General features: G+C 46.5%; 23 protein-coding genes. 18 read left to right on the top strand and 5 right to left on the bottom strand.

Annotated features, from left to right (window positions below; all coding sequences use genetic code 11):
• Positions 1 to 70 precede the first annotated feature (70 nt).
• Positions 71 to 388: an HPr family phosphocarrier protein gene (locus VP98_RS12265; protein WP_052712231.1), complete on the bottom strand. Its 318-nt coding sequence runs from the start codon at positions 386 to 388 to the stop codon at positions 71 to 73.
• Between the two features lie 117 nt (positions 389 to 505).
• On the opposite strand from VP98_RS12265, the gene VP98_RS12260 reads away from it, so the two are divergent.
• From VP98_RS12260 to VP98_RS12240, 5 genes are all read left to right on the top strand, one after another.
• On the top strand, positions 506 to 2,467 hold the full coding sequence (locus tag VP98_RS12260) for an alkaline phosphatase family protein (RefSeq protein WP_046175677.1): 1,962 nt from the start codon (positions 506 to 508) through the stop codon (positions 2,465 to 2,467).
• A 104-nt stretch (positions 2,468 to 2,571) separates the two neighbouring features.
• On the top strand, positions 2,572 to 3,876 hold the full coding sequence (locus VP98_RS12255) for a globin-coupled sensor protein (RefSeq protein ID WP_046175676.1): 1,305 nt from the start codon (positions 2,572 to 2,574) through the stop codon (positions 3,874 to 3,876).
• A gap of 298 nt (positions 3,877 to 4,174) precedes the next feature.
• Positions 4,175 to 4,621, top strand: coding sequence for an immunoglobulin-like domain-containing protein (locus VP98_RS12250; protein ID WP_046175675.1), 447 nt, complete (start codon positions 4,175 to 4,177; stop codon positions 4,619 to 4,621).
• Between the two features lie 22 nt (positions 4,622 to 4,643).
• Positions 4,644 to 5,042: a GNAT family N-acetyltransferase gene (locus tag VP98_RS12245; protein WP_046175674.1), complete on the top strand. Its 399-nt coding sequence runs from the start codon at positions 4,644 to 4,646 to the stop codon at positions 5,040 to 5,042.
• Positions 5,043 to 5,067: 25 nt separating this feature from the next.
• The gene (locus VP98_RS12240) at positions 5,068 to 5,532 is read left to right on the top strand and encodes a DinB family protein (protein ID WP_046175673.1); all 465 of its coding nucleotides are present in this window, start codon (positions 5,068 to 5,070) and stop codon (positions 5,530 to 5,532) included.
• Positions 5,533 to 5,566: 34 nt separating this feature from the next.
• On the opposite strand, the gene VP98_RS12235 is transcribed toward VP98_RS12240, so the two are convergent.
• Positions 5,567 to 5,752: a hypothetical protein gene (locus VP98_RS12235; RefSeq protein ID WP_046175672.1), complete on the bottom strand. Its 186-nt coding sequence runs from the start codon at positions 5,750 to 5,752 to the stop codon at positions 5,567 to 5,569.
• Positions 5,753 to 5,852: 100 nt separating this feature from the next.
• Here VP98_RS12235 and VP98_RS12230 point away from each other — a divergent pair, with 100 nt between their 5' ends.
• The 3 genes from VP98_RS12230 to VP98_RS12220 are packed head-to-tail and all read left to right on the top strand — an operon-like array spanning position 5,853 to position 7,941.
• Positions 5,853 to 6,560 carry a DUF1287 domain-containing protein gene (locus VP98_RS12230; RefSeq protein ID WP_046175671.1) on the top strand — a complete coding sequence of 236 codons (708 nt, stop codon included), beginning with the start codon at positions 5,853 to 5,855 and terminating at the stop codon, positions 6,558 to 6,560.
• Positions 6,561 to 6,574: 14 nt separating this feature from the next.
• Positions 6,575 to 7,117, top strand: a complete 543-nt coding sequence (locus tag VP98_RS12225) for a GNAT family N-acetyltransferase (RefSeq protein WP_046175670.1) — start codon at positions 6,575 to 6,577, stop codon at positions 7,115 to 7,117.
• A gap of 47 nt (positions 7,118 to 7,164) precedes the next feature.
• Positions 7,165 to 7,941: a metallophosphoesterase gene (locus VP98_RS12220; protein WP_046175691.1), complete on the top strand. Its 777-nt coding sequence runs from the start codon at positions 7,165 to 7,167 to the stop codon at positions 7,939 to 7,941.
• Between the two features lie 274 nt (positions 7,942 to 8,215).
• Here the strand turns inward: VP98_RS12220 and VP98_RS12215 are convergent, their stop codons facing one another.
• Both VP98_RS12215 and VP98_RS12210 read right to left on the bottom strand, forming a co-directional pair.
• The gene (locus VP98_RS12215) at positions 8,216 to 8,641 is read right to left on the bottom strand and encodes a DUF3995 domain-containing protein (protein ID WP_052712230.1); all 426 of its coding nucleotides are present in this window, start codon (positions 8,639 to 8,641) and stop codon (positions 8,216 to 8,218) included.
• Positions 8,642 to 8,761: 120 nt separating this feature from the next.
• The gene (locus tag VP98_RS12210; RefSeq protein WP_046175668.1) at positions 8,762 to 9,085 is read right to left on the bottom strand and encodes an iron-sulfur cluster biosynthesis family protein; all 324 of its coding nucleotides are present in this window, start codon (positions 9,083 to 9,085) and stop codon (positions 8,762 to 8,764) included.
• A gap of 137 nt (positions 9,086 to 9,222) precedes the next feature.
• Here VP98_RS12210 and VP98_RS12205 point away from each other — a divergent pair, with 137 nt between their 5' ends.
• Both VP98_RS12205 and VP98_RS12200 read left to right on the top strand, forming a co-directional pair.
• Positions 9,223 to 10,065: an STAS domain-containing protein gene (locus VP98_RS12205; protein WP_046175690.1), complete on the top strand. Its 843-nt coding sequence runs from the start codon at positions 9,223 to 9,225 to the stop codon at positions 10,063 to 10,065.
• A gap of 27 nt (positions 10,066 to 10,092) precedes the next feature.
• Positions 10,093 to 10,275 carry a hypothetical protein gene (locus VP98_RS12200; RefSeq protein WP_046175667.1) on the top strand — a complete coding sequence of 61 codons (183 nt, stop codon included), beginning with the start codon at positions 10,093 to 10,095 and terminating at the stop codon, positions 10,273 to 10,275.
• Positions 10,276 to 10,357: 82 nt separating this feature from the next.
• Here VP98_RS12200 and VP98_RS12195 read toward each other — a convergent pair whose 3' ends face one another.
• Entirely contained in the window at positions 10,358 to 10,564 is a 207-nt protein-coding gene (locus VP98_RS12195) for a hypothetical protein (RefSeq protein WP_046175666.1), read from the bottom strand.
• Positions 10,565 to 11,161: 597 nt separating this feature from the next.
• Between VP98_RS12195 and VP98_RS12185 the strand changes: the two genes are divergently transcribed.
• From VP98_RS12185 to VP98_RS12150, 8 genes are all read left to right on the top strand, one after another.
• Positions 11,162 to 13,663, top strand: a complete 2,502-nt coding sequence (locus tag VP98_RS12185; protein WP_231584175.1) for a rhamnogalacturonan lyase — start codon at positions 11,162 to 11,164, stop codon at positions 13,661 to 13,663.
• Positions 13,664 to 13,736: 73 nt separating this feature from the next.
• On the top strand, positions 13,737 to 14,231 hold the full coding sequence (locus VP98_RS12180) for a PH domain-containing protein (RefSeq protein ID WP_046175663.1): 495 nt from the start codon (positions 13,737 to 13,739) through the stop codon (positions 14,229 to 14,231).
• 1 nt (position 14,232) lies between these two features.
• Positions 14,233 to 15,618, top strand: coding sequence for a PH domain-containing protein (locus VP98_RS12175; RefSeq protein ID WP_052712228.1), 1,386 nt, complete (start codon positions 14,233 to 14,235; stop codon positions 15,616 to 15,618).
• 104 nt (positions 15,619 to 15,722) lie between these two features.
• Entirely contained in the window at positions 15,723 to 16,439 is a 717-nt protein-coding gene (locus VP98_RS12170; RefSeq protein WP_046175662.1) for a FadR/GntR family transcriptional regulator, read from the top strand.
• Positions 16,440 to 16,731: 292 nt separating this feature from the next.
• A complete protein-coding gene (locus tag VP98_RS12165) occupies positions 16,732 to 17,448 on the top strand; it encodes a (Fe-S)-binding protein (RefSeq protein ID WP_046175661.1) in 717 nt (238 codons plus the stop codon).
• Positions 17,449 to 17,461: 13 nt separating this feature from the next.
• The gene (locus VP98_RS12160; RefSeq protein WP_046175660.1) at positions 17,462 to 18,892 is read left to right on the top strand and encodes a LutB/LldF family L-lactate oxidation iron-sulfur protein; all 1,431 of its coding nucleotides are present in this window, start codon (positions 17,462 to 17,464) and stop codon (positions 18,890 to 18,892) included.
• A complete protein-coding gene (locus VP98_RS12155) occupies positions 18,889 to 19,599 on the top strand; it encodes a LutC/YkgG family protein (RefSeq protein ID WP_046175659.1) in 711 nt (236 codons plus the stop codon). Before VP98_RS12160 ends, VP98_RS12155 begins: the two co-directional genes overlap by 4 nt.
• Positions 19,600 to 19,842: 243 nt before the next feature.
• Positions 19,843 to 20,904 carry a LacI family DNA-binding transcriptional regulator gene (locus VP98_RS12150; RefSeq protein WP_197076592.1) on the top strand — a complete coding sequence of 354 codons (1,062 nt, stop codon included), beginning with the start codon at positions 19,843 to 19,845 and terminating at the stop codon, positions 20,902 to 20,904.
• Positions 20,905 to 21,062: the final 158 nt, after the last annotated feature.

Below are 21,062 nucleotides of genomic sequence, written 5' to 3'. Positions count from 1 at the left end.
GGGTCATGAGCATTCACAGACGGAAAGTGACGCCCAAAGCAAGCGTTTGTCAACAGCCTGACACGCCCTGTCAGGAAGCAGGGCGTGTTTCCGTTTGTTCCATTGCGGCGCTCATTGCTTTTAAAGCTTCGTATTCATCGGGTCCTTTTGTCGTTAAGGTCATTTCACCGCGGACGGTCCCGAGTGACAGAACACCAAGAATGGATTTGACATTGACTTTTCGTCCCTGATAATCAAGCTCGACATCGGATACATACTGGCTGGCCACGTGGACAATCGATTTGGCCATTTGCGGTGTAAGCCCGCTTACGTAGACGGTTTTGATAAACATGGCTTTCAACCTTTCACTGTTAAAATAATAGTATTCAGTATACCCGCTTCCCTGCAAAATAGAACCTCTTTATTTATAGCAGAATTCCCAAAAAAAAGCATGCCTATTCTCTGCTTTTAAAGGGTAGAGACACATATAACAGCACAGAGCGAATACAGAAGAGGATGAGAAAAGATGAAGAAGCTATTGTTGCCAGCAGCAGGGCTGTTTCTTGGACTGAGCCTGTTTTCAGGCCAGGCAGGAGCAGAGTCCCAGCCGGAAGACCAGGACGTAATGGTCATCTCCTTTGATGGCATGCGGCAGGATATAACGAAGCAATATATAAAAACGGGAGAGCTGCCTTCTTTAGAGGCGCTTGTAGAAAAAGGAGTATGGGCGAAAAAGCCAGAAACCATTACCCCGTCTCTCACAGCACCATCACATGCTGCGATGTCAACCGGCGCAGCGCCGGGGAAAACCGGAATCGTCAGCAATCAATTTCACGATCCTCAAAAGAAATTCAGCAATAAAGACGATGCATTTCATACCACTATTAGCGTGCCCCCGATCTGGAGTGAAGCGAAACGTCAGGGAAAAACAACCGCAACCGTAGCTTTTCCCGGCGCAAACCCCGAAACAAAAAATCAGGCAGCGGATTATTCCGTTTTTTACGGCGATGCCCGGGCGAAAAGCAGCCTGGACCAGCTTTCCTTTCAAAAAGCGGCTGGCTGGCTGCATGCTCCTGAAAGCTTTACACCATTAAAGGAAGCGGTCCTGCCCTTGAAGCTGAAGGGAGCAAAAAACCGGGTTCTCCACATCCTTGCGGTGGATACAACAGATGATCATAAACCAAACTATGATCAATTTATTGTCTCTGAAAACAAGCAGGTGAACAAAGGAGACGGCACGGCGAAAAGCAATGAATGGGGAACTGTTTCACTTGATCTGGGCAGTGAAGAGCAGGCCGGCTTTGCTTTTAAAATAAAACAAGAAAGAAATGATTTAACAGAACCGGTTCCCTTTTTTAAAACGTCCGTTACATCCGGTTTAATTAACGGACCGGCTGGTTTTAAACAGGACATTGCCGATCGATTCGGCTTTTTTCCGGTTGAATCCGAGGATGAGGCCTTTGAGAAAAAATGGATTACCCGTAAGGAATATGAAGAAATCAGCGCCCGCTTTATTCAGTGGACTACTGATGTTTCGCTTTATATAAAACAAAACTATAAGCCCGATGTTCTCTTTTTTTATGCGCCCGAAATTGATCACGAAGCTCATCACTACACATTAACGGATCCACGCCAGCCCGGTTACACGAAAGAAAAAGCGGACCTGTATGAAAGCTATGTAAAATGGGCGTACAGGCAGGCGGACGACACAATCGGCAAAACGATGAAAGCAATGGATGAAAACGACCACTTATTTATCGTGTCGGATCACGGCATGGAAGCAGCCCACACCATGCTCGAGCCGAATGCCGTACTAAAAGAGGCAGGCCTGCTTGCTGTTGATCGGGACGGAGAAATTGATTATTCAAAAACAAAAGCCTATGCCGTGCCGAGCGGATCGGCTGCGCATGTGTATATAAATGCCCGGTCGAAAGAAAAAAACGGCATTGTAGCAGATGATGAAATCGAACTGGTTCGAAAACAGACCATGAATGCCTTTAAGCAGGCTGAAGTAAAGCAGAAAAATCAAAGTGAACTATTAGAACAAGCACTCGAAGCCGCTTTGTCGGGAAAGGAAGATCAATTGTTGTCCAGGCTTCCAGAGAAAAATATAAAAGATGTCTGGCGGGCGGGCATTAACCGGACAATTCATCCGTACGAAACGGTTCTTTCGTCATCGGAAGCAAAATCACTTAACCACACCCATTCAGGGGATATTCTGCTTATTGGGGCACCTGGCTATATGATGGCGAACGGCACCGGCAGAGTGAGCAGGCCTTCGTCAGAACTCGGCACACACGGCGGCGATTCTACAAAACAGGATTTACGGCCCGTTTTTATTGCGGCTGGTCCGTCCTTTAAAGAAGGAAAAACAATCGAAGAAACATCGACTCTTGATCTTGCGCCGACCGTTTACGAACTGCTTGGAATCAAAGCTCCGTCCTTTGTAGAGGGCCAAATAAAAAAAGATTTATGGAAAGAACAGTAAACACAGTAAAAACAGTATATCGGCAGAACATTCATAGTTGCAAAGTCCTAATTATTTTTTCATAATAAAACCAAATCTATTTTATGAAAAGATGGAGGATGACAATGTTTTCTTTCCGTAAAGATAAAAAAGAAGCCGGGTTTCAAGCGGCTGTCCGGTTTCCAGAAAAATCGGCCATTGCTGCTGCAGCAGACAGCAGCCTGGCTCCGCGCCTTTATTACATGGGCTATACACAGGAGCAGACAGAAATGCTGCGGGAAATGGCCCCGGTTATGAATGGAATCTTGGAGGATGTACTGGAAACAGTGCTTGATCATCTGGTGAAAAGCCCGGAAATGGCCCGGATTGCACAGGACCATTCGAGCAGAGAGCGGTTAAAGAAAGTGTTTGGAGAGTATTTCAGCAGTTTGCTGACAGGAAAGATGGACGAAGCCTTTTTAGAAATGCGCAAACGGATGGGCCAGACCCACAGCCGGTATTCCGTTCCGGTTACCTGGTTTATCGCTTCTTATTCCGCTTTTCAAACACTCATTATTCCTAAAATTGTGGAGCATTTTCAGCATGATCCCGAACAGCTGGCAAAAGCCGTTCAAGCGATTGTACACGCCATGAATCTTGATGCGCAAATGGTCATTGACCAGTACATGAATGCCCGGATTCAGGAAGCAAAGCGGGCGAATGAAGCAAAAAATACCCTGCAGCAGGAAATTGTTTCGGTCAGCCAGGAGGTGGCGGCCTCCGTTGAACAAACGGAAGCGGCTATTTCCGATACGAGTGTGAGAGCTTCCCAGATTCTGCAGGAGACAGGCCAGACCGAAGAAAGCAGCAAACACCTGGTCGGCTTAACGGCCCAGAACGAAGAGCAGATGGAAGAAATGGAAGAGAAGTTTAAGCAGTCGACGGAAAAAGTAAGTATTTCACTGGAAGGAATCAGTGAATTAAAACAAACTTCCGAAGAAATCATCACTATTACCAGAGGAATTGAAGACATTGCTGACCAAACAAACCTGCTTGCGTTAAACGCGTCGATTGAAGCAGCGCGTGCCGGCGAGCATGGCAAAGGCTTTTCAGTCGTGGCAAGTGAAGTGCGGAAGCTTGCAGAACATTCAAAAGTGATGAGCAGCAGCATTAATACACTGATCAGTGAGAATAATGCAAATATTACCCGGCTTGTCGGCCATATGGAAGATGTTACTCAATCAAATGAGCAGTCCCGGCAGAAGCTTCAGCAAGTGAAAAACGGGCTTTCCACAGTGAATATTGAAATGGAAAACTACTTAAAGATGTTTGGCCGGAACAAAGAAGATCTTGATAAAATTGTTCTTTCTATTCAGGAAATCAGCCAGTCCACAGAAGGACTGTCGATTTTGACAACAAATCTTCTGGACAAAGCGGAAAAAACGATGTAACTCAAAAGAGCTGCCTCATATAATAGAGGCAGTTCTTTTTACAGTGTTGAAAAACAAACTTGTCAGGAGCCGTTTCGTCCGTTTTTGAAGAATTCCCCCTAAAAAATTCACAAATCGGTCATTTATGCAGTGAAACAAGCGATATGGCCCATCTTTTTTCAACAGCATGAAAAGAATGGAATAAAAAGCCGGAACCACTGAATAAGTATGAGAGAATGGAAGCAGCCGTTTATTCTACATTGATTAATAGGGACAATAAAACTATAATGTTAATAAGTGTAAAATAGGGGGCTGTAAAATGAGAAAAGGAGTTTTCTTTTTCTTCTTTCTTCTTTGTCTGGGGCTTGCCGCCTGCGGAAAGAATCCCGATGAACAGCTTGAAGAAGCAAAGCAGCAGGCTGTTCCAGCTGAGCATAAAGAAATATCTATGAAAGCCGGTCAAAATTCCTACCCGCCGGATGAAGAAACAATAAGTATTGAAATTCAAAACAGCAGCAAGCAGGAAGTCATGTATGGAAAGCATTTTACAATGGATAAAAAAGTGGACGGCGTCTGGCGGACTGTTCCGTTTGAGGATGGGGCGGCGTTTATTGAAGTGGCCCTTTTTATCCCTCCCGGTGAAATGGCTGTTGAAGAAGTTACACTGTCACTATTTAAACAGCCGCTTTCAGAAGGAATCTACCGGATCGTCAAAACGGTTGGAGGCGAGTCGTTAGCAGCGGAGTTTTCCATTGAAAAACAATAAAGTGCGCAAAGGAGCTTGTTAAATGGCGATTGTGTATCGAGTTAATTCTGGAATTACGGCACCGCAGCTTGCCGAAGTATTTCACTCTTCCGGTATCCGCCGGCCGGCAGACGATTTCCCGCGCCTGCAAAAAATGATCCGCCATGCGGATTTGACTGCTGAAGCATGGGAAGAAGAAGTGCTGATCGGGGTCGCGCGTGTGGTGACGGATTTTTCTTACTGCGCTTATATATCGGATCTGGCAGTCAGAAAAGAATGGCAGGGACAGGGAATTGGCGCCGAGCTGCTGAAGCGGGTGGAAGAAAAGCTCGGTGAGGAAGTAACGCTTGTGCTTTTGTCGGCTCCGGGAGCGATGGATTTTTATCCGAAAGTAGGATTTGAAAAAGCGGATAATGCGTTTCGGATTATGCGGAAAAGATAGACATTCAAGGAAAAGAGGGAGTTTTATGGCGGATTTTTTATTTAAGCAGCTGGCATTTGCACGCAGCCAGACGTTAAAAGAAATAGAAGAAATCGATGAAGAGGCGTCGCTTATTGTACCGAAAGGCTTTAATAATAATATTAAATGGAACCTCGGACATATTTACCTTGTCCAGGAGCGTTTCGGGTTTTATTTTACGGGTGACGGTATGAAGATGCCGGATGCATTTAACGGCTGGTTCGGGCGCGGCACAAAGCCGGCGGACTGGCAGGAAGAGCCTCCGAAAATCGATGAGCTGCGGAAAATGCTGGAGCAGCAGCCAGAGCGAATTGAACAGCAGGCCGGACCGAAGCTGCCGTATCCACTGGCTGAGCCATTTACAACCTCGAAAGGCCTGTCAATGAACTCTGTTGAAGAATTGCTGACATACAGCCTGTTCCATGAAGGGCTTCATTCAGAAACCATTAAATCAATGAAGCGGGTTTTATAACCGAAAAAACGGATCTCCTGGAGGGGTCCGTTTTTTAAAACTCTTGAAACACCAACAAACTGAACAAAAACGACAGAGCGAGAAAAAAGGACAGCACGGCACCAAGAATGGTTTCATTGTGAACATCTTTTCCGGCCAGGCTTTTTTTAGCAAAAGAAGCAGCTATTAAAAACAGCAGGGCCGCTAAAATCGAAGGAATCAAAAAAGCAGCAAAAATCATAAAGAGCCTCTTTCTTTTAATAATTTTCATTCCATTATTTGTTTGATAATCTTACAGCATCTTATTGGCAAAAGCAAGAGTGCCTGCAAATGGAGGGCTTATGAAAAAGAAACGGATAACCGCAGCGGCCGCTGTTTTTGCCGCAATCTTGTTTTTCTGCCTGTTTTTTCGAAACGGGCTGATTATGGATATGATCGGCCTTCATTTCGAGCGGCCGTTTAAAGAGGAAATAAAAGTGGAGACGAACTACGCGAAAGCCGATCAAAATGAAAACGGGGTGCCGGATGCTATCGACATTGTTCAAACGGCACGCCTGGAAGTGAAAAACCGGACCGTTTATCAAAGCGCGTATTACGAGGGAGGCTATCCGCCGGACGGGGAAGGGGTTTGTACAGACGTAATCTGGCGCGGCTTTGCCGGAGCGGGAATTTCGCTAAAAGAAAAAATGAATCAGGACATTTCCCGAAATCCGTCTCTTTATCCCCGGACAGCGCCGCATCCTGACCCGAATATTGATTTCAGGAGAGTGCCAAACCAGCTCGTTTTCTTCCAACGGACCGCTGAATCCCTGACGACGGAGCTGAAGCCGGGAGATCCTGAAAATTTGGCACAGTGGCAGCCGGGAGATGTCGTTTTCTATCTGGATGGCACAGATCATGCAGGGATTATATCCGATAAAAGAACAAAAGACGGAATTCCGTATTTGATTCACAACACGCCGCCTTTTGCCTCTGAGATTAAGCTTTCATCTTATCCAAATCCCATTGCCGGGCATTTTCGATGGAAATATACAACAAACGAATCATAAAAGGAGAGAGACAAATGATTCAGCTTGCTTATTTTACCCGGGAGGATTTCACACAGCTGATGAACTGGATTCCTACGGAAGAATTTATGATTCAATGGGCGGGGACGGGCTTTGCCTTTCCGCTGCACATTTATCAGCTGGAGCAGTACATAAAGGAAGCAAACGATGCTGCGTCGAATACCTTTGTTTATAAAGCAGTTCATACGGAAACCGGGCGGGTCATTGGGCATGCTTCTCTGCAGCTCGACCGGCGCAATGAATCGGCCCGTATCGGGAAAGTGCTGATTGGAGACGAATCCATGCGCGGCCGGGGAATGGGATATCACTTAATTGAAGCTGTGGCGGAAATTGCGTTTGGCATCCATAGATTACACCGCCTCAGCCTCGGGGTTTTTAATTTTAATCATGCGGCTATTGCCTGCTATGAGAAAGCGGGATTTCAAAAAGAAGGCCTGCTTCGGGACGCCCGCAAGTTTGGCGGCGAGTATTGGAGTTTATGGGAAATGAGCTTGCTTGAAGAAGAATGGAAGAAAAGAAGAGGTGATGGAATGAGGTGAAAGCATTGCGCAGGAAGCGGATTTTTATAGTCATTCTTTTGCTTGTTATGGTCCTGGTATTTTCGTATGTTCAAAACAGTGTGCTAAGCATTACGGCCATTTCCATTAAATCCGCTGATATTCCGGCCGAATTCGACGGATACCGGATCGTTCAGCTGTCGGATTTGCACAGCAAGCGCTTTGGCAGCCGGCAGCAGAGGCTTGCGGAAAAAGTAAAAGCCGAACAGCCCGACGTTATTTTTTTTACCGGGGATTTAATCGACCGGCGTAAAAATGACGAGGAAGCAGGCTATCAGCTGATGGAGGAAATGGTGAAAATTGCCCCGGTTTATTTTGTAACCGGCAACCATGAATGGCAGGTGTTTGTAGAAAAAGAACAGCGCCTGCGGGAACTGGGGGTAACAGTGCTTCGGAATGAAAGCGTAACGCTGCAGCGGGGGAACAGCCGGATCAGCTTGATTGGCATTGATGACCCGCTTATGACGGAACCGGACGATGCGCTTTTTATGGCGCGGCAAACGCTTGAAAATCCGGGGCAGTACACCATTTTGCTTTCTCATCGTCCTGAGCTGTTTGCTTTTTATGCAGAACAGGGCATTGATTTAACATTTACCGGCCACGCGCACGGCGGGCAGATCCGGATTCCATTTGTTGGAGGACTTTATGCGCCCGGGCAGGGTTTTTTCCCGAAGTATACGGGAGGCTCGCATGCGATAGGCGAATCGACAATGATTGTGAACCGCGGTCTTGGCAACAGCGGAGTGCCTCAGCGCATTTTTAACCGGCCGGAAATTGTCGTAACGGAGCTAGAAAGCGAAAAATAAAAAACGGCCTGCCCGGGCATAACGGGTTCGGTTTTAAGAAAGTTCCTTTTTATTGAAAGCAGTATGGACTAAAAGAGATGAAGGCGTAATCACGCCGGGAAGTTAAGTTTGATTTATGCAGTATCGTTTTTAACATAAAAATAGCAATAAAAAAAGCAATGGAATTCATGTTCCATTGCTTTTATTGGTGAATTTCGCCATTTGTTCGCAATATGTTAAAAATCTGTTTTGCCACTTGAGCAGTTCGCTCATCAGCAGGCAGATTGTCGAAATCTCATATAAATGATGCCAGCAAAAAAATGAAACTAATCCATATACAAAGAGGTGAATAAAAGGCGGTATCTCGTTTTGCAAATCTAGTATGTTTGATTTTCTTAAAAAAACCCACATATTTTCCTTCACCAACAGCACGCAACAAGAAAACAATTCCTCCAGCGATACAAAGCCATTTTGAAAGAGGGGAAGATGGGATGACTGCAAACAAATCTAATTGAACGAATAGAAGAACAGCTGCAAAAAAGCAAAGCAATCCGACAAAAAGTGTACCTGCCATTCCTGGCTGTAAAACCGGTGATTTACTGTTATCTTCAGTCGGAAGAGCCGCATTTACTCCCCAGCTTCCACCAAATGCCCAAAAAACGTGTAACATACCAATAAGTATAAATATCAGAGACGTTAATCCTATTAAAATGTTTATCAATTTACCACCTCTTTTGTATGGCATCGTCTTCCGCAGCTAATATGGTCATATCATTAGTATACTGGTTTATCAAGCATTTTAGCATACTTTTTGCAGGGTGTCTGCTGAGCATCCGCTTTCTTATTTGTTGCGAAAAGCCATCCGCCCATTTAGCATTTGATTGGGACTTTTTAATTGGAACATGCCCGCTTCGTTTGAATAATCAATTTTCACTTCTTCATCGTAAAAAACCATTTTTGGTTTTTCTACCAAAATTGGCATCTCATTTGTTTCGAGCAGCACATCATGATCGGCATCCGCTTCATCTACATACCAGAGCGTTGGAACGCCATTGAGAACACATCCATTTCCTTCTGTGTCCCATTTCAGCTTTAACAGGCCGTTTTCCCGATTTTTCAGTGCATTTATTTTTTCGGCTGCTGCCGGTGTGATCATAATCTTCATATCTCACTCGTCCTTTCTCTTTTTTAGTATAGCATACAGGGTTCGAGCCGTCTTTTTTTCCTGCTTTTGATTAATGCACATAGAAAAGGGAAAAACGGTATAATAAGAGCAGAGCAATGGTAATGGAGGCTGAAAATATGAATCAGAAAGACCAGGCGCTTTACGAAGAAATTAATGCGAAAGCGGCTGAGATAAGCCAAAAATGGTTTGATGCCCGGCAGGAAACCGGCGGGTCCGTTTATTCAAAAAATGCGGATTCACAGATTCAACAGGAATTAAAGGAGCAGCATCTTTTCACGATACAAACAATAGCGAGCGGCTTTTTGCCCGACCGGGAAGTGCTTGAAGAAAACCTGGGCCGCTGGGTAGAAATCGTAGTGAAAAGCAGGATTCAATGGGATACGCCTATTTATGAAGTAATGGCGGCTCTTAATAAAACAAGAAACCTTGTCTGGGAATTTATCCTGGATTACAGCCTGGCTCACGAAGAAGTGGAAAAAGAAGATGTATTGCGCTGGAGCAAAATTTATCATCCGGTTTTGGACACATTGATTAATGAATTTTCCACCCGGTATTATAAGCTGACCCGCAGCCGGCTGCAGGGACAGAAAAAGCTGATCGAAGAAATAGACTCGCCGATTATTCCGGTATCCAGAGGAATAGCGGTTTTGCCGTTAATCGGAACAATGGACGAAAGCAGGGCAGCTTCCTTGTTTGAAACAGTTCCGGTTAAATGTGCCCAAAAGCATGTCACCCATTTGGTGATGGATTTATCCGGCATCAATAACCTTGATACTTTTGTAGCAAATCAATTGTTTGGGCTGATACAGTCGCTCAAATTGCTTGGTATTCAAACAGCCCTGTCCGGAATCCGGCCGGAAGTAGCTCAAACAGCGATTCAGCTTGGTTTAAGCTTTGACCAGGTTCCAACATTTCATGGACTGCCTCAGGCGCTGGAATATCTGCGGTTTGGCAAATAATCAAGCGAAAGAAAACAGGAGCGGAGCATGAAAAAGAAAAACATGAATCTTCTCAGAGAGGGAAGCAGCTGGTTTACTTCAGGCATAGGAATTTATTTGGTATCTGGCAGCGGAGTTACTGTCTTTTCTCTGTTCATACTGGCCGTTGGAATAGCAGGCATTGCGGCTGCTTTTGTTAATAAGGACAGCAGCAAAAAAACTGTTCAATAGTGTTTGACTTTATGATGAAGCACGAGAACAGGCCGCAGCAGCAAAGAAGCCCGGATCGGAAGCGATCCGGGCTTTCATGTTGTTATTCGGTTTCTTCTTCTGTTTCTGCGTCATCTGTTTCGGTTTCTGTTTCTGTATCTTCCATTTCTGTGTCGTCTGTTTCCGTTTCTTCCGTATCTGTGCCGGTGTCTGTTTCTTCCTCTTCAGCACCACAGCCTGCCAAAATACCAAGTGTCAAACATGCAGCCATTCCACCAGTCACAAACTTTTTCTTCAAAATCGAATCCATACCGAAACCCTCCTCAGAAAATGTAAGATGAAAAACAGTACTTCATTTCCCGCATCAAACATAAATAAACAAATTTTTGCTGACTTTACAAAGTCTTTACAATTAATTAAAAATAAAGTTTACCAGCACGAAATGCAGCTGGCAGGCTGACTCTTTAAAAAAGCGAGGATAAAGCTGTGTCATTTTTGAAAGAGCAGCTGTACCCCTGCTGACTCATGATCAACAGGATGGAAATGCCAGCCAGCTGCGCAGTGGCAGTGCTCAATGAAAAATAAACAAAAAAAGGGCGTTCCGGATGGGCATTCGGAACGCCAAACAATGCACAATGAATCGGTGGGGTAAAGCTAAAGTGATAATGATTATCATTACCGGTTACATTTATTATCTTAACCGGCATTTCCATTTTTGTCAATAAATAATTGAAAATGATTTTCAAGTAAATAAGTCTGTCGGATTTTTAAACAAATTTGTCTGGTTTTTACCTGTTAACTGAGGAATATTCCTCTTATACTGAAAAAGATTTTTGAAAACGCTTGCAAAAATTGAAGGATGGTGGACGTATTGAAAAATTTTAAATCGAGAGTAGTTTTACCAGCTATGGCTCTGCCCCTGCTTTTTTCTCCGTGGACCGATTCAATCCAGGCAGCGGCCGGTGAAACCGGACAAACAAAGCAAATGCCCGTTCAGCTTGAATCACTCGACAGGGGGCTGCAGGCAATTCCCACATCAGCCGGTGTGTTTCTCAGCTGGCGGCTGCTCGGAAACGAAGCAGACGGCTATTCCGAAACAGGCCTGACCGGTGTGGATTTTCATGTATATAAAGACGGAAAAAAAATAGGCACAGTTGAAAACAGCACTAATTTTACAGACAAAGCGGGAACCTCTGCAGCCTCTTATTTTGTCCGGGCGGTTAAGGACGGCAGGGAGCTGGATCAAAGTGATACCATTCATCCGTGGGAACAAGCCTACTATGATTTAAAGCTTCAAAAGCCGGCAGACGGGACGACTCCAGCGGGAGAGCACTATACATATTCGGCAAACGATATGAGTGTTGGCGATGTGGATGGGGATGGCCGTTACGAGTTTTTTGTGAAATGGGACCCGTCCAATTCAAAAGATGTCTCCCAGGTTGGATACACAGGCAATACGTATATTGACTGCTATACGTTTGAAGGGAAGCTGCTGTACCGGATTGATCTCGGCGTCAATATTCGCTCAGGCGCTCATTACACCCAGTTCCTTGTTTACGATTTTGATGGTGACGGCAAAGCGGAAACGATGTTTAAAACAGCGCCGGGTACGAAAGTGATCCATTTTAATGAGCAGGGCGAAGCTGTTTCCGAAAAGTATATTACGATGCCAAAAGAAGATCTTAAAGCTGGCTACGCCAATACGGATGACTACCGGATGAGCAAGGAGGATTATTACAATCATGTAGTGAATATGTTCCGAAACTGGCATAAGCACGAAGAAGTTGTCAACGGCAGCTGGCCAAAAACACTGGAGGAAAGTTTTGGGATTAAACCGCGCTATGACTATCCGCTGTCCCAGGAGGATGCTGAGGAGCTGGCCGACTACTTTATGGATGAATATGCCCCGTCACGAAGCGCCCGGAATAATTTGCGGAATTTTGAAGGCTTTATTTTAACCGGACCGGAATATGTAACCGTTTTTAACGGGGAAACGGGAGCGGAGATGGAAACCATTCCGTACAAGCCGGGACGCGGGGATGATGGGCTTATGTGGGGAGATTACGCGATGAGCCGCATTGAACCGGGCAACCGGGTCGACCGGTTTTTAGCGGGCGTGGCTTATGTAGATGGAAAAACGCCATCTGCCGTTTTTGCGCGCGGCTATTATACACGTGCCGCTGTTGTAACGTATAACTGGGACGGGAAGCACTTAAAGGAAGAATGGACAGCAGACAGCGGCTGGACACCGATGAAAAATCCTTTTAATGACAGTCCGCATGGAACGAGCGGTGAAGATCCCGAGCTTGGCGCACTTGCCAATCAAGGCGCCCACTTTTTAAGCACAGCAGATGTTGATTCGGATGGAAAACAGGAAATCGTTTACGGATCGGCAACGGTAGACCATGATGGCAGCCTCTTATACAGCTCTGCCGATATCATGCCGGAGGGAAGCGCAGTGCCCGGTGAAACGGCAAAACTCGGTCACGGAGATGCGATTCATGTGACGGATATTGACCCGCAGCGGGAAGGGCTGGAAATTTTTATGGTGCATGAAGGAGCTGCCTATGCGCCGTACGGCTATGCGATGCGGGATGCCAAAACCGGGAAAGTGCTCTTCGGCGGCTATACGGGCAAAGACACGGGCCGGGGCATGATTGGCGATATCGACCCATCGAAAAAAGGGCTGGAAACATGGGCCGTGGATTTACGTACAGCTGCGGGAGAACAGATCGGCACCAAAATTCCCGGCACCAATATGAACATCAAATGGGCGCCGGATATGACCACACAAATCATTAACGGGTCGATTGAAAATACGCCGAGTATTGATGACTGGCTGAAAGGCCGCCAGCTTCTGGCTGAAAATACGCGGACAAACAATCATACAAAAGGCAATCCGTCTCTCGTCGCAGACATTTTCGGTGACTGGCGGGAAGAATTGCTGCTTCGGACAGCGGACAGCAGTGCCATCCGCATTTTTATGAATACAGAGCAGACAGACCGGAAAATGTATACACTTATGCATGATGTCCAGTACAGAACCGGCATCGCCGGCCAGAATACTGCTTACAACCAGCCGGCATACACAAGCTTTTATTTTGCATCGGATATTGACTGGTCCGCTGTGCCGCAGCCTGAATATAACACACCAGGAACAGCCGGGGCGCTTCAAGCGTTACTGAAGAGCTATATTCAGTCCGGGGATATTTCTCATCCAGCCGGAAAAAAACTGGAGAATGCCTTGAAGCAGGCGGTGCATCATGCAGAAAAGCAAAAACATAAACAGGCTGTTTCGTTTTTAAATAAATTTGTCTCGCTGCTCGGAAAGGATGTATCCGATGAAGCAAAGCTGAATTTATCAAACCGTGCAGAGCAATTGAAGGAGGAATGGGAGGACAAAAAATAAAGAAAAGAAGCTCGATTGAAACAAATGGCCGCTCCGTTCGTATAGAAAAAGAAACGAATGGAGCGAATGCTGAATGAAAATAAAAATAGAAGAACCGGACCGGCTTATTTCAGTGCGCGCTGTTCAAATGTGGCGGGCAAGCCGGATGATCGGGCATGGAGCAGGGCTGCTTGTACTGGCCGGGCTGATCGGGGCAGACCGTCTCTTCCATTGGTGGACCTGGGCTGGCTGGGGACTGTATTTCCTTACCGCCCTGACCATTTTATCAGCTGTTTACTCAATCGGCGTGGAGCCGGCTTTTTTGCAGCGCACCTGGCGCTATCGTGTCAGCGAAGAGTATGTGCAGCTTAAGCATGGAGTTCTGACACGCGTTCATGTACTGGTTCCAATGGCAAAAGTCGAATATGTCACGACCAACCAGGGACCGATTATGCGCAGGTACGGCTTGTACAATATTCAAATCGGCACGATGGCGTCTTCCCATCAAATTCCGGCAGTACCGGAAGCGGAAGCGATTGCTCTGCGGGACCAAATTGCCCGGCTTGCGCAGGTAAAGGACGGCGGCTGATATGAAAAAACGCCTTCACCCTGTCCGGATTGTTATCTCTATCATTCACCTTGTGAAAAATGCTGTTTTTCCGGCTCTTTTTTTATTTGTTTTTCATCAGGCGGCTGAAGCGGCATGGGTTATCTGGGCCCGTTATGCTTTTTTTGCTTATATCCTTGTGACAATATGCGGCTCTATTTTTACCTGGTGGACGCTCCGGTATGAATTTCGCGGCCATGCTCTTTATCTTTATACAGGAATCTTTGTAAAGTCCCAGCGGCGTGTCCCGCTTGAACGAATTCAAAATGCCCACCGCCATACACCTTTTGTGCATAAGCTGTTTCGCGTTACCGCTCTCTCGCTTGAAACGGGCGGCGATGAAGCGTCCGTAAAGCTGGATACATTAACAGTAAAAGAAGCAGACCGCATTGAAGAAAGGCTGAAAGGAAAAGAAGCTGCACAGGAAACAAAAGCTTTTCATTTTAAAGTAACCGGCCGTGAGCTTTTTAAAGCGTCTTTTACCTCGTTCAGTTTTTTTGCAATTATACCGCTTTTGGGCTCTGTTTATTTTACAATTGATGATTTTTTTGAGCTGGGCGGCCTGGCGCGTGAAACAGCTGCCTATATCAAGGCGGCGCTCTGGCTTCTTATTCCAATTTCGCTTATTCTGTTTTTGCTTGGTGCGGCAGTAGGGATTGTTATGACGTATCTGCGCTATGGCAGCTTTGAAATTATGTCAGACGATGAGCGGATTTATTTAAAAAAAGGGATTTTAAACGAAACATTTTTTACCATTACCAAGGAAAAAGTGCAGGCGGTGAAATGGAAACAGCCGCTTTTGAAACGCTTATTTAAGCTTGTAGAGGTCGAGCTGATCAGTGCAGGAGATACCGGGGAAGAGGAGCTTGAAACCAATTCACTGTTTCCTTTTTTGCCAGCCCGCGAAGCAGCCCGTATTGTAGAAGAGCTGCTTCCGGCTTATCGGATTGAGCCTTGTATGGAAAAGCTGCCGCGCACGGCTCTGTGGGTTAAATTGATAAGGCCAAGCTGGGTCTGGATCGTTGCCACTGCTGCTCTTCTCTGGTGGCAGCCGGCTTACTGGTACGGTTCACCGGTCCTGTTAGTGCTGCTGATGGCGGGCAGGTGGCTTGAGTTTAAGCAGGCCCGCTATCTGGTCAACGGCGCTTTTTTGCAGATAAAATCTGGAATTCTCTCAACCGAACTGCTTGTTACGCCACGGGAAAAGATTCAGGAAATCGAAGTGAAGGAAAGCTGGCTGCAGCGAAGGTGGAGGGTGGCAACGATTCAAATTGCCAACCGGGCCAGGCCGGTTCATTACTCACAATTGGCCGATGTGCCGGTCGGGACAGCGGCTCTTTTTTATCAATGGTATGCAGGCCGGAAGTAACCAGCCGGCCTTTTTTGCACAGGATAGAAGGTTTCACTGGAAACGAAAAATAGTACTGCCTGCCGTCCTGTTGTGTATATAATAGACGGGAGGTGAGGTCAACGTTGAAATATAAACAAATTAAACCGAAAAAAATATATGAAGAAGTAGCGGACACACTTCTTGAATCCATTCGCTCCGGTGAATTAAAGCCGGGGGAAAAACTGGATTCGGTCCAGCAGCTGGCTGAAAGCTTTCAAGTAGGGCGTTCTGCCATTAGAGAAGCTCTTACATCCCTGCGGGCAATGGGGCTGATTGAGATGCGCCAGGGAGAAGGTACATATGTGAAAGCGTTTGAACCGGAAGGAATCGCTTTTCCGCTTCAAAGCGCCCTTCTAATGAATAAAATGGACCTGCAGAATTTAATGGAAGTACGCAAAATTTTAGAAACAGGCATTGCCGCCTCCGCTGCCAGCCGGCGGACAGAGGAGGACATCAGGGCGATGAGAGAAGCTCTTTCTGAGATGGTGGCTTATTCGGGCGACCCGGAAAGGGGAGAAAAAGCCGATCTTGCGTTTCATTTGGCGATTGCCGCCTCAGCCGGAAATGACCTGCTGCTCAGCTTAATGAATCACGTTTCCGGCATGACGGCCGAATCGATGCGTGAAACGCGCCGCATTTGTTTATATTCCCCCAGCGCAACGGTTGGCCAGCTGAATGGACAGCACGAAGCCATTTTAAAAGCCATTGAGGAGGGAAATTCAGAAGCGGCCCGGGAAGCGATGGCAGTCCATCTTGAATATGTCGAAAAAGTGCTCCATGACTATATGGAGACACAGTAGGAAAAAGCCAGGCCGTGTCTTGAGCTAAGCAGCTTGTTTTTATAAAAGCTTTCATGGACGAAAACAGCCAGGAGGCCGCGCCTTTTTGCGAAAAGACGATAAGTGGCCGGCCGGCTCTCAGGAAAATTGTGTTCGTCTTTTTTAAGTACGGCCATTTTTATTTGGCCGTAGTTACTGTGTCTGACAGCTTTTCTTTACAAGAAACCATTGGAAAATGAAAACGGTTGTTGTATCATAAAGAGAGACTAAATTATACAGGTCATCAGATGACCTTACTTCTGGGGTGAGCAATGTGAAGGTTACGCTTTTTATTACATGCATCGTGGATATGTTTCAAGCAGATGTGGGCAAAGCAACCGTTGAGGTGCTCGAACGGCTCGGCTGTGATATTGAGTTTCCGATGGGACAAGTATGCTGCGGACAGCCTGCTTATAACTCGGGCTATGTAGAAGAATCAAAAGATGCGATGAAAAAAATGATTGCCACGTTTGAAAATGCGGAGGTTGTGGTAACGCCGTCCGGTTCGTGTGCAACGATGTTTAAAGAATACCAGCATATTTTTCACGATGATCCCGTCTGGCGCCCGCGTGCTGAAAAGCTGGCGGCCAAAACATATGAGCTGACTGAATTTATCGTAAACGTATTAAAAGTGGAAAACGTCGGGGCCAGGTTAAAGGGTGTGGCGACGTATCATCCGTCCTGCCATATGACGCGGCTGCTTGGCGTGAAGGACGCGCCGATGACGCTTTTAAAAAATGTAGAAGGGCTTCGGTTTGAGCCGCTGCCAAACGCACATAACTGCTGCGGCTTCGGCGGCACGTTTTCCGTAAAGATGGGGAATATTTCCGAACAGATGGTTGATGAAAAAGTTGATTCGGCTGAACAGACAAAAGCGGACTTTTTGATCGGCGCAGACGGCGGCTGCTTAATGAACATTGGCGGCCGGATGGAACGGAGAGGAAAACCGATCCGCGTCATGCATATTGCAGAAGTTTTAAACAGCCGGTGAGGGGGATAACAACATGGCAATGAAAATCGGTGAAGGCAAATTTAAAGAAAACGTTAACAAAAATATGGAAGATACGTTTATGCGCGGGGCGGTTGCCAGCGCGCAGGAACGGCTCCGCACGCGCCGGCTGGATGCGGCGGAGGAGCTCGGCAACTGGGAGGAGTGGCGCTCGCATGGAGAAGAAATACGGCAGCATGTGTTAAATAATCTCGACTACTATTTGCATGAGCTGGCCGAAAATCTTCAAAAGCGGGGCGGGCATGTATTTTTCGCCGCGACAGCAGATGAGGCGACAGGATATATCCGCGAGGTCGTCAACGCAAAAGGCGGCAAAAAGGTCTTGAAAGCCAAGTCAATGGTGACCGAGGAGATCGGCTTGAACCAGGTGCTGGAGGAGGAAGGCTGCACCGTCATTGAAACGGACCTTGGCGAGTATATTCTCCAGCTGGATGAACATGATCCGCCGTCTCATATTGTGGCCCCGGCTCTTCATAAAAACAAAGAGCAGATCCGGGACGTGTTTTCGGAAAAGCTTGAATACAAAATGACATCCAAACCGGAAGAGCTGGCTCTTCATGCGCGGGAAACGCTGCGCCAGGAATTTTTAACAGCCGATATCGGCATTACCGGCTGCAACTTCGCCATTGCAGAATCCGGATCGGTCGGCCTTGTTACCAACGAAGGAAATGCCGGCCTTGTGTCGGACCTGCCCAAAACGCAGGTTGTTGTAATGGGCATGGAGCGGATTGTGCCGACATTTGAAGAGTTCGAAGTGCTTGTCGGCCTTTTAACACGCAGTGCTGTCGGCCAGAAATTAACAAGCTATATTACGGCGCTTTCCGGTCCCCGCGAGGAAGGGGATGTGGACGGACCGGAGGAATTCCACCTTGTTATCGTGGATAACGGGCGTTCCAGCATTTTAGGAACAGAATTCCAGTCCGTGCTTCAATGCATTCGCTGCGCGGCCTGCATCAACGTCTGCCCGGTGTACCGCCACATTGGCGGCCATTCGTACAATTCGATTTATCCGGGACCGATCGGCGCTGTACTGACACCGCTGCTCGGCGGCTATGATGATTTTAAAGATCTTCCTTATGCATCAACTCTTTGTGCAGCCTGCACAGATGCCTGCCCGGTAAAAATTCCGCTTCATGAGCTGCTGCATAAGCACCGCCAGGTTATCGTCGAACGGGAAGGGCGCGCGCCGATTTCAGAAAAGCTGGCCATGAAAGCGTTTGGACTCGGTGCCGCATCGAATCCGATGTACGCAGCCGGTTCAAAAATGGCGGCGGCCATGATGAAGCCGTTTACGAAAAATGACCGTATTTCAAACGGTCCCGGTCCCCTGAAGGCATGGACAGAAATTCGGGAATTCCCGGCGCCAAACAAAGAACGGTTCCGCGACTGGTTTAAAGAATATGAAAAAGGAGGCGGGAATCAATGATCCATCACCGCGATTCTTTTTTAACCAATGTGGCCAGGCAGCTTGGCCGCAGCCGCAACACAAACGTAAAGCCGGAGCGGAACTGGCAGTTTCGGCCGCAGGATAAAACCCTGACGGATAAAACACCGAATGAGCTGCTGGCGGTGCTCCGCGATCAATGCCAGCTGATTCATACCGAGCTGATTGAAACAACCGGTGAAAAGCTTGCCGGAGTTCTGGAATCCACGGTTAACTTATACGGCGGCGGCCCAATTTCGATCTGGCAGGACGCCCGTTTTGAAGAATTCGGGCTCGGCGGGCTGATCAACAGTACCTGGCCGGAGCAGAAGGTTGAAGTGAATGAGTGGAATGCGGCGCGCGGCAGAAAAAACATTGCGGATGCTGAACGGGCAAACATCGGCATTACGTTTAGCGATATGACGCTGGCAGAATCGGGAACGGTCGTCCTGTTTTCGAGTTCAGGAAAGGGGCGCTCCGTCAGCCTGCTGCCGCGCAGCTATATTGCAATTATTCCGAAAAGCACCATTGTGCCGCGCATGACGCAGGCGGCACAGGAAATCTCCCGCCGCGTGCAGGCCGGCGAGACAATTCCATCCTGTATCAATTTCGTCACCGGTCCAAGCAACTCGGCGGATATTGAAATGAACCTCGTTGTCGGAGTGCATGGGCCTGTGAAAGCGGCTTACATCGTAGTAGAAGACCGATAAAAGAATAATAAGCTCTTTTTCCCTTATTGACTTCGTAGTTAGAGCAATCGAAGATAAGGAGGAAAAGAGCTTTTTTTTGCGGGGCAGGCAGTTGAATTATGTACCATGAAAAATCGACAAAAAGGGCTGTTCTTTTGTAAAATGTATATACCTGATAAAAGTTTTCTATTTTTAACAGTAAACAGCAGACTGCCGATGCTGCAAACGATACTGTCAGTAAAAAGCGGAGAGGCGGGGGAAATAATGAAAGTTACGGCTAAAATGATTGCGGATGCTCTTGGCATCTCAACCGCAACAGTGGACCGGGTATTAAATAACCGCAATGGAGTAAGCGCCAAAACAATAAAAAAGGTTAAATTGAAAGCGGAGGAGCTGGGATATAAGCCAAACAGGGCCGCTAAATTTCTATCCACCCAGAAAACCCTAAACGTGGCTTTTATTTTGCCATTGATACCGGAGTATTTCTGGGGAGAGATCCAGCAGGAAATTATGAAGGCAGCGGCTTTATTTGAGGATTTTGGTTTTAAAGCGGAAGTGTACCGCGTGGAATCGATGCCCAAGGAAATCCAGATTCATTTTATTGAAAAAGCAATTACGGACAATCGCCATGATGCGCTTGTGATTGCACCCCACGACTCAAAGCCGTTTGTTGATGTGATTAATAAAGGAATGGAGCTTGGGATTCCTGTTTTTTCGCTAAACAATGATGTGCCGGAAAGCCGGCGGATTGCTTTTGTCGGCAGCGACTATTTTGATGCTGGCTACCTGGCGGCGGAGCTTATTTGCCTGTTTGCCAAAAAGCTCGATCATATCATTATTGTGAGAGAAGATGAGGATACGTATCAAATGGTCAATAAAGAGCAGGGTTTTCGTGCTTATTTTGAAGAAAAACAAATGAAGATGAAGATTGAAACTGTGCCAGTTACAAGCTCCTACACGAATCCATCGTTTAACGCCAGCAGCCACCGCTTTGTCCAGGCAGATGGGATCTACATTGCGAACGGAATATTAGGAGAAGCAGCCGAGTTTCTTAAAGAAATAAAAATGGCAAAAGACAAAGTAATCATTGGGCATGATATAAGCGAAAAAATAAACGCTTCCTTGCAAAGCGGCATTATCACCGCAACAATTTGCCAGGATCCCGCTGCACAGGCTTCCATGATGGTAAAAAAGGTATTTGATTTTTTGAATTCCACGGAAGAGTCTTCGAAAGAAAATACGATCGTAAAACTGGAAGTAGTCACAAAAGCCAATGCCAAATATTATTTAAATCAAAATGAATTTCGAAAAAATTCTAAAAAATGATTGACGTACATCATAATGTCTTTTATGATTACAATGTAAAGCGCTTACAAATTGAAAATATCTTTGTTCATGCTGCAGCAAAATCACAGTGCAGATTTTGATTCACTTTTTTGATTAACGTACATCAATATTCTGAAAATTAAAAAGGGGCTGGATGA

This window comes from Domibacillus indicus (assembly GCF_000970685.1).
In the GTDB taxonomy this organism is placed as follows: Bacteria; Bacillota; Bacilli; order Bacillales; family Domibacillaceae; genus Domibacillus; species Domibacillus indicus.
This window is presented reverse-complemented; position numbering and strand designations above follow the sequence as displayed.

Coding starts and splice junctions, on each gene's coding strand:
- VP98_RS12260 (WP_046175677.1), top strand. CDS start 506: ATGAAGAAGCTATTGTTGCCAGCAGCAGGGCTGTTTCTTGGACTGAGC.
- VP98_RS12255 (WP_046175676.1), top strand. CDS start 2,572: ATGTTTTCTTTCCGTAAAGATAAAAAAGAAGCCGGGTTTCAAGCGGCT.
- VP98_RS12250 (WP_046175675.1), top strand. CDS start 4,175: ATGAGAAAAGGAGTTTTCTTTTTCTTCTTTCTTCTTTGTCTGGGGCTT.
- VP98_RS12245 (WP_046175674.1), top strand. CDS start 4,644: ATGGCGATTGTGTATCGAGTTAATTCTGGAATTACGGCACCGCAGCTT.
- VP98_RS12240 (WP_046175673.1), top strand. CDS start 5,068: ATGGCGGATTTTTTATTTAAGCAGCTGGCATTTGCACGCAGCCAGACG.
- VP98_RS12235 (WP_046175672.1), bottom strand. CDS start 5,752: ATGATTTTTGCTGCTTTTTTGATTCCTTCGATTTTAGCGGCCCTGCTG.
- VP98_RS12230 (WP_046175671.1), top strand. CDS start 5,853: ATGAAAAAGAAACGGATAACCGCAGCGGCCGCTGTTTTTGCCGCAATC.
- VP98_RS12225 (WP_046175670.1), top strand. CDS start 6,575: ATGATTCAGCTTGCTTATTTTACCCGGGAGGATTTCACACAGCTGATG.
- VP98_RS12220 (WP_046175691.1), top strand. CDS start 7,165: ATGGTCCTGGTATTTTCGTATGTTCAAAACAGTGTGCTAAGCATTACG.
- VP98_RS12210 (WP_046175668.1), bottom strand. CDS start 9,085: ATGAAGATTATGATCACACCGGCAGCAGCCGAAAAAATAAATGCACTG.
- VP98_RS12205 (WP_046175690.1), top strand. CDS start 9,223: ATGAATCAGAAAGACCAGGCGCTTTACGAAGAAATTAATGCGAAAGCG.
- VP98_RS12200 (WP_046175667.1), top strand. CDS start 10,093: ATGAAAAAGAAAAACATGAATCTTCTCAGAGAGGGAAGCAGCTGGTTT.
- VP98_RS12195 (WP_046175666.1), bottom strand. CDS start 10,564: ATGGATTCGATTTTGAAGAAAAAGTTTGTGACTGGTGGAATGGCTGCA.
- VP98_RS12185 (WP_231584175.1), top strand. CDS start 11,162: ATGGCTCTGCCCCTGCTTTTTTCTCCGTGGACCGATTCAATCCAGGCA.
- VP98_RS12180 (WP_046175663.1), top strand. CDS start 13,737: ATGAAAATAAAAATAGAAGAACCGGACCGGCTTATTTCAGTGCGCGCT.
- VP98_RS12175 (WP_052712228.1), top strand. CDS start 14,233: ATGAAAAAACGCCTTCACCCTGTCCGGATTGTTATCTCTATCATTCAC.
- VP98_RS12160 (WP_046175660.1), top strand. CDS start 17,462: ATGGCAATGAAAATCGGTGAAGGCAAATTTAAAGAAAACGTTAACAAA.
- VP98_RS12155 (WP_046175659.1), top strand. CDS start 18,889: ATGATCCATCACCGCGATTCTTTTTTAACCAATGTGGCCAGGCAGCTT.
- VP98_RS12150 (WP_197076592.1), top strand. CDS start 19,843: ATGAAAGTTACGGCTAAAATGATTGCGGATGCTCTTGGCATCTCAACC.